The organism is Staphylococcus sp. HMSC070D05, assembly GCF_001815595.1.
Classification (GTDB): Bacteria; Bacillota; Bacilli; order Staphylococcales; family Staphylococcaceae; genus Staphylococcus; species Staphylococcus hominis.
The window spans coordinates 1-7,598 of sequence record NZ_KV821101.1; the positions used below are offsets into that span (position 1 = coordinate 1).

Genomic DNA, 7,598 nt, shown 5'->3' on the forward strand with positions numbered 1-7,598 from the left:
ACAAGTTCATGAACTTGTTGTGCCTTTTTAATGTGACTCAAACTTCTGATAATCATCAGTTATGTTAAACTCTAACAAAAACTAAATTATCAGAAGAATTATCTAGGGTATTAAACATAGGTAAATCAATTTTCTATCGCCAATAGTATAAACATCATCCATATTAATCTGAAGATAGCTACATAATTCTTTAACAGCATAGCCTTTATTTGTATAAGGCGCCATAAACTCTATTAAATATGGTTTGTTTTGAGGTTTCTATGTTTAATCATTTAATTTTTCATTATATAAATCGAATAATTATAAAAAGTCATCATACTTTTTATTTTTTAAAAATATTTGAAAATTTAATAGTAATCCAATTATAAGATCAAATATCATTATCATTATAATCAAGGCAACTATAATCACTGTGACACTCGTTACATAACAAGCTAGTAATCTCCAGATAAAATTGACATTTTCACCAATTCCATAACTTAACATATTACAAAGTAGTAAAAGAATAATAATACCTATACTGTAAATTAAAATTGTCAGTGTATATTTTTTAATAACTCTATTAGGAAACAATAGTTCATCTATTAGGTTCTTTTTCACCAGTATCTCTCGTTCAATTCTATCTTTGTCACAGATTTTGATTTTACTATTTTTTATTTTTTCCTCTAATAAAATAACCTCGAACGATCTGCTAATTTTTAATAAATATGCAGGAAAAGCTAATGTTAAGCATAATGTAATTAATTCATTTACATTGTTCATGTAACTTATAAAATAGATGAAAGTTGCTACTAGTGCTCCTAAAAATATAGTTATATTAAGTTCTACATCAAATATTTTAAAAATATCTGCTCTATTCATCAGTTAATCATCCTTTCAAGGTTTATTAATACTAATAAATTATTAGATATAGGTATATCATATTATTAATTTAAGAAATTGTCTTTTATAATTTTACTTAATAATAAAAAAGTAGAACCATTTAAAATTAATGGTTCTACTTTTTAACTATTACTAATTTTAAAAATAAACTAATCTACAATATCTAAAAATATATGTTTAGTACTATTTTTGTTTAGTTATATCAAGTGATTTGGGAATTAACAAATAGACAACTATTGAAATGATAATCATGATAATCCCACCTACTAAAGCAGTTGCTACAAAAGCATCATTAAATGATGTTACAGCCTCGTTTGCAAGCTGTTTTATCCCCGTAGCTTTAGCTACTTCGACAGCGCCCACTACAGATTCTTCAGCTACATGAGCTAAATCTCCAACTATACCTTTTGATGAAAAAGATGAAATATCTAAAAATACACGATAAAGCATAGAAGATAGGCTACCAAGTACTGCTACACCAAAAACATTTCCAAGGTCATACATAGACTCTTCAACAGCAGCTGCATTACCTGCTTTTGATGTAGGTGTTTCTAACATTATTAGAGCAGATGCAACTGCTAGTGAAGCCGTACCAGCTCCAACTAAAATTAATGCTAAAGCCATTGTAGAATATGATAATGGATGACCAAAGAAATACATAATAAACATGCCAATGGCTGCAATTCCAATTCCGGAAGGTAACACTATTTTCGGTCCAAATCGCGCCGCTAATCCGGGTGCAATTGGTGCAAACACCATATCTCCTATTGCCATAGGTAATAGGTATAAGCCAGCTTTAAAAGGAGAAAGTTCTTCCACAACCTGTAACCATTGTGAAGCTAATAACAAAACAGATGTCATTGCAAACATTGTCATAAATGCAGCAATTGTACCAGCTGAAAATGATCTCTTTTTAAAAAGTCTTACGTCTAACATTGGATCAGAACTTGATAAATTACGTTTAACAAATATCACTATCATGGTAATTGCTAATACTATTACAACCCATGGAATAATATCTGCTAGTCCTTCTTTTGAAAATTCTTTGATACTCCATACCAGTCCAATCATGCCTGCAATTGATAAAATTGTAGAAGGAATATCCCACGAGTGAGACTTTTCTTTTGATAACTTAGACTCTGGTAATAAAAATAAACCTGCTACAACTGCTATTATCACAAACGGTACATTAATTAAAAATGCCGAGTGCCATGAAAATTGCTCAAGTAAAGCTCCTCCGATAATTGGTCCAAAAACAGCACCTATCGATGAAACGATTGACCATACAGCTAATGCAGTGGCCCTTTCTTTAGGGTTTTCAAAAATTACTCTTATCATTGAAAGAGTAGTTGGCATTATTAAAGCACCTGCAATACCAAGTAAAAATCGAATAGCTATTACGAACTCTGCACTTTCTGCGAAAAATATAGCTAATGAAACGAGGCCAAATAAAGCAAATCCAGTTAATAATGCTTTTTTTCTTCCCCATTTATCAGCAAAGGCACTCAATGGAATTATAAAGCCAGCTAAAACAAGAGAGTATATATCAACTATCCATAACTGTTGGGTACCAGAAGGCTCTAACTCTCTTACTAATTCCGGTAAAGCCATAATTAATATTGTCATATCCATTGTAACAACAAACAAACTAACAGCTAATACTACTAGTGCAGTCCATCTTTTTTTTGATGTCATCATATCAGTAGTTTTTGTAAAAAATGAAATCATTTAAGTTCCCTCCAATCCTTATAGACCGTTCGACCGGTCTATAAGGATTATAATCTATTTTTTTACATATTACAACAAAAAATCTTGCGAAATTTAAATGGCTGTATTGTGTTATACAATTATTCTTTGAATTTTTTGTGCTATCATTGATAGTACTTAATACTCATTAAAGGCGTGATGAACTTGAAAGATAAAATACTAGGTGTCGCAAAGGAATTATTTATAAAAAATGGATATAATGCCACTACTACTGGAGAAATTGTTAAATTATCAGAAAGTAGTAAAGGGAATCTTTATTATCACTTTAAAACAAAAGAAAATCTATTTTTAGAAATTTTAAATATAGAAGAATCTAAATGGCAAGAACAGTGGAAAAAGGAACAAATCAAATGTAAAACTAATAGAGAAAAATTTTATTTATATAATGAACTATCTTTAACAACCGAATACTATTATCCACTTCAAAACGCAATAATTGAATTTTGCACTGAATATTATAAAACTAATAGCATTAATGAAAAAATGAATAAATTAGAAAACAAATATATAGATGCTTATCATGTAATTTTTAAGGAGGGTAATTTAAATGGCGAATGGTGTATTAATGATGTTAATGCTGTTAGTAAAATAGCAGCAAACGCTGTTAATGGAATTGTTACCTTTACACATGAACAAAATATTAATGAAAGAATTAAACTTATGAACAAGTTCTCTCAAATTTTTTTAAATGGACTTAGTAAATAATTATATATATATTCTTGAAATACCAATAAATATTATTTCTAAATTACGTTCATTATTGATAAAAAATTTAAATAGTATTACTACACAAAAAGAGAGTGCGAATTCGCACTCTCTTTTTTCTTGTATAATTATTAAAAGATCATTTCAATAATATAATATGAGTTTTGAGACTCTGTGAGAGCCTCTTATTTGCATTGACGACCCATTTATCAAGATGATCCCTTATCATGCTTAATTCTATAAACTGTCTGTCTTGTGATATTAACTTCTTTCGCAATCTTACTAATTGCTTTCCCTTCTTCTAACATTTCCACCACGCGATGATAAATAATACGTTTCTGTGGGTCTTTGGCATTTGGTGAATAAAGTAAGGGGCGCCCTTTATATACGCCTTTTTCCTTCGCAACTTGAATTCCTTGCGCTTGTCGACGTTTACTTTCATTTCTCTCTTGTTCTGAAACCATTGCTAAAATTTGAACGATTAAATCTTTCATAAACTTATCCAGTAATGGATTGCCAATCACTTCATTCATCATAGGTAAGCTGGTAATCATTAACTGAACGTCTTTCTCTTTTAAATAACTCACAGTTTCAATAATTTCATCATAATCACGTCCCAAACGATCAATAGATTCCACAACGAATCGATCTCCCATTCTGACAAAATTGAGTGCTTCTTGAAATACAGGTCTATTTTCCACTGACTTTCCCGACTGTTTCTCTGTAAAGATTTTCTCCACACCAAACGTCTTTAAATTATCCAATTGTCTTTCTAAATTTTGATCTATCGATGATACTCTCGCATAACCTATAATCATTCATCTTCACTCCATAATTAATATACACCCTAATCATACGTTCTAATTGCGATAATTTCAACAACTTATTTTGTATGATTAGGGTGTACTCAAAGTGTACATATCTATAATTAAAACTTACTAAAAATAAATATAGATTTTTTCTTTGTAACAGAACCGTTCATTTGAAGGTCATCTCTATCATAAATATTTAAATTAACTAAAAATTTTAATCATCTGTTTAATACTTATGAAATGTATTTACGGTAGGTATTAAAATTGATGAAATTTATATAAGTGCTTTCAATGAAAATGACCGTTTATTTATCCTCCTGATTTAAGGAGTTAGAAATTTCGAAAACGATTCTTTCCATTTGTTGCATTTGTTCCATGTCCAGATATTTAATACATTATAGAAAACCAAAGACCATCACTAATTAAACGCAGTTTTAAAATTTCATCAGGATTGCCTTCGTCTTTAAAATGGGCCTCTTTTAATATAAGTTCTACTCTTTCATACCTAACTCTTTCAATGCCATCGTTTCATACGCCGATTCTCCTGATTCCATAGCAAACTCAGCGATAAACATTGGGAATACTGCATTGAGTTCTATTATATGCTCTTTCATTCGTGGCCATATTTCACCTCCAGCTTTACCGTATGCTGTTATAAGTTGCTCTAATCCTTCGTCGTCGAATACACGATGGTGTCCTATAAAGTCCATTGATGGGTCGGAGTGGGTTGCTTCAGTCCAGTCTATGAGACCTGTGACGTTTGCTTGGTTATCTACCATTATATGTCCTGGATGTAAGTCCCCATGTATCATGGTCGCATGTCGAGGCCATAGTTCGTCGTTTTCTAACCATTGTTTCCATCTGTTCCATAATTCATCTGATACGCCATAAGTTTCTTTAACTTTATTCATTCTTCTTTGAAAGTCATTTTTTATTTCTTGTATGGTTTTGATATTTATATGCTGAACGTTAATGTTTTCTTCTGGTATGTTGTGTAAATCTACGAGTGTTTCAGCTAATGTGTTAATAAAGTTTTCTGGTAATGGTTTGTGTTCAATTTCCCATACATAATTTTGTATTTCTGGATCTATTGTGGCTGCGGGTTTACCTGTAAGTTTTGGGTAAGCAATAAGGTCTTTTGCATGTACTTTCCACTTCGGTATTTCAAATGAAACATTCTTCTGTAAGAAGTCTACCGTTTGTTTTTCGGGTTTTGTTCGTTTATAAACGTCAGGTCTTCTTGGTAGTCTCAAAACCCATTCTACTCCATGTTTATCTTTTCCAAATGCAACTTGAAAATCAAGTCCCGATTCATTCAATGAGATTGTTTGAGGTTGGATGTGTAATTGATATTTTTCTGCACATTTAATAATTTCATTATGTCGAGTCATTTTATTGGATCCTTATTTCTATTATATTTTTCTTGTGAACGTATTTTTTATATTGATATAAATGAACCTAATATTCAATATAAATTAGTGTATAGTTTTTAAGTTATATCATGAATAGATTGTCCTGTTAATTCCCATTTTTTATCTGATACATGTTTAACAAACCTTGTATCATGTGATGTAAACAAAATGATTCCAGGATATTTATTCATAAACATTTCTAATGCTTCTAATGTTTTAATATCTAAAAAATTAGTTGGTTCATCCAAAATTAACATATTCGCTTTCGTTGAAAATAATACTGCTAACGATAATTTCGTTCTTTCCCCACCACTCAAAACATTACAAGAACGATCAAGTGCTTCATTTAAACCCAAGTTATTTAAAATAGCTCTACTGAATGATTCTGATGAATCCGTTTCATCCATTAAATATTGCAATAATGAAACGTCACGCATGTCTTCATAAGCAAGTTGACGATAGTATGCCATTTGCACTTTAGGAGAACAATCAATTCCCTCTATTTGGTGGTAAATAGCTTCAAGTAAAGTTGTCTTACCTACACCATTTGCACCTACGAGCGCTATATTTTTGCCATATGGTATTTGGAATCGTACTTGTGTTAGCAGTTTTTGACTTCCTTTAACCAATGTTAGATTTTGTGCAATGATTGGATAATTATTATGGATATCATAAATTTTATTTTGTGGGAAATTGAATTCATGATAACTTTGTGGTTTTTCAACTTCTTCCAAATGTTCCATTCTTTTTTCAATATGCTTAGCTTGTTTTTGAGCAGCCTTCTCAACCGTGCCTTTTTGTTTTGATGCACTTAAACGATCTGGTGCTATACTTTTGTTTTTTTGTTTTGATGATGCTTGTGCCATTTGTTGCGCTTGATTTCGTTTAGCTTTACTGGCTTGGGACAATCTTTGTTTTTCACTTATATACTGTTCATATTGACGTTGTTGTTCTAACTGTTCTTGTTCATATTGATTTTGATACTGTGTGTAATTACCTTTAAACACTCTTATTGTGCCATCTTCTTGTATATCCCAAATTGTGTCAGCAATTTGGTCTATAAGTGCTCTATCATGACTTACTATAATTAAAGTACCATAGTAATATTTTAAAATATTTTTCAGATAATCTTTACCAATTTTATCCAAGTGATTTGTAGGTTCATCTAAAAGTAATATCGGACTATAATTTGATATGACATTAGCTAATTTATATTTTGCTTTTTCACCACCACTCATACTGTCGGTTGTATGCATAGGTATATGGAGTTCACTCATTAAACTACCGTCTAACGTGTTAAAATCATTTTCCACATCCATGTTAAGCTGTTCAAAATATTGAATTTCGCCAACCGTTTCAACTGTTCCAGATTCTGGTTTTGTTTTTTGAGCAATCATATTTAGTAATGTGGTTTTGCCAGTACCATTACCCCCAATAAGTGCTATTTTTTCAAATTGGTAAGCGTAAAGATGACCGATGTTAAGTGATCGTAAATCTGTCAATTTATGATTGATTTGGTTAAATTTAATTGTATATTGTTCCATATTTATACACTCCTTGTATATTTAAAGGACGTGTACGCAAAAAAATGAGACAGGCTACTCCCGTCTCATTCACATTACACTTTCAAACACTTAAAAATTTATTATGATGTTTTAGTATTTGAAAGCGTTTATTATTCCTATCGAAGGATAAAAAATGACATAAGTCATCCTATGAGTGTGTATTGCGGACAAGCCTTTTTGAATTAATTTAGTTTTGTATTCAAAAAGGTTTATTTGAGTCTCATAGAAGCTGTCATTTTAATCCTCCTTCATCGATAAAATAGTAATGTTAATATAACATTTTGTTGGTTTTTTTACAATATATCTCTAAGTAGAAAGATTATATAACAAAAGTATAAAAATACAATTTTAGATTGATTATACATCTCCTTAATTTAGAGTGTACTCATAAAATACGGTTCTGTTGCAAAGTTGAATTTATAATATAATTTTAACAAAAAGGAGTCTTCTGTATG

The 7,598-nt window shown here is 30.5% G+C and carries 6 protein-coding genes and 1 pseudogene; 1 reads left to right on the forward strand and 6 read right to left on the reverse strand.

Annotated elements, in window-relative coordinates; genetic code table 11:
- Positions 1–102: 102 nt before the first annotated feature.
- The 3 genes and pseudogenes from HMPREF3046_RS11640 to qac all read right to left on the reverse strand — a co-directional run.
- Positions 103–237, reverse strand: a pseudogene (locus tag HMPREF3046_RS11640) (HAD hydrolase family protein); the annotation flags it as partial.
- A gap of 63 nt (positions 238–300) precedes the next feature.
- Positions 301–861 (reverse strand): hypothetical protein, encoded by a 561-nt coding sequence (locus tag HMPREF3046_RS03410; protein WP_001077893.1) that lies wholly within the window; start codon positions 859–861, stop codon positions 301–303.
- A gap of 204 nt (positions 862–1,065) precedes the next feature.
- Positions 1,066–2,610, reverse strand: coding sequence for a QacA/B family quaternary ammonium compound efflux MFS transporter (gene qac, locus HMPREF3046_RS03415; protein ID WP_002449598.1), 1,545 nt, complete (start codon positions 2,608–2,610; stop codon positions 1,066–1,068).
- 177 nt (positions 2,611–2,787) lie between these two features.
- Here qac and qacR point away from each other — a divergent pair, with 177 nt between their 5' ends.
- The gene (gene qacR, locus HMPREF3046_RS03420) at positions 2,788–3,354 is read left to right on the forward strand and encodes a multidrug-binding transcriptional regulator QacR (protein WP_001832666.1); all 567 of its coding nucleotides are present in this window, start codon (positions 2,788–2,790) and stop codon (positions 3,352–3,354) included.
- A 209-nt stretch (positions 3,355–3,563) separates the two neighbouring features.
- On the opposite strand, the gene HMPREF3046_RS03425 is transcribed toward qacR, so the two are convergent.
- From HMPREF3046_RS03425 to msr(A), 3 genes are all read right to left on the reverse strand, one after another.
- Positions 3,564–4,172: a recombinase family protein gene (locus HMPREF3046_RS03425; protein WP_000583527.1), complete on the reverse strand. Its 609-nt coding sequence runs from the start codon at positions 4,170–4,172 to the stop codon at positions 3,564–3,566.
- A 485-nt stretch (positions 4,173–4,657) separates the two neighbouring features.
- Positions 4,658–5,557, reverse strand: a complete 900-nt coding sequence (locus HMPREF3046_RS03430) for an Mph(C) family macrolide 2'-phosphotransferase (RefSeq protein WP_000196697.1) — start codon at positions 5,555–5,557, stop codon at positions 4,658–4,660.
- Between the two features lie 98 nt (positions 5,558–5,655).
- Positions 5,656–7,122, reverse strand: coding sequence for an ABC-F type ribosomal protection protein Msr(A) (msr(A), locus tag HMPREF3046_RS03435; RefSeq protein WP_000438873.1), 1,467 nt, complete (start codon positions 7,120–7,122; stop codon positions 5,656–5,658).
- Positions 7,123–7,598 lie beyond the last annotated feature (476 nt).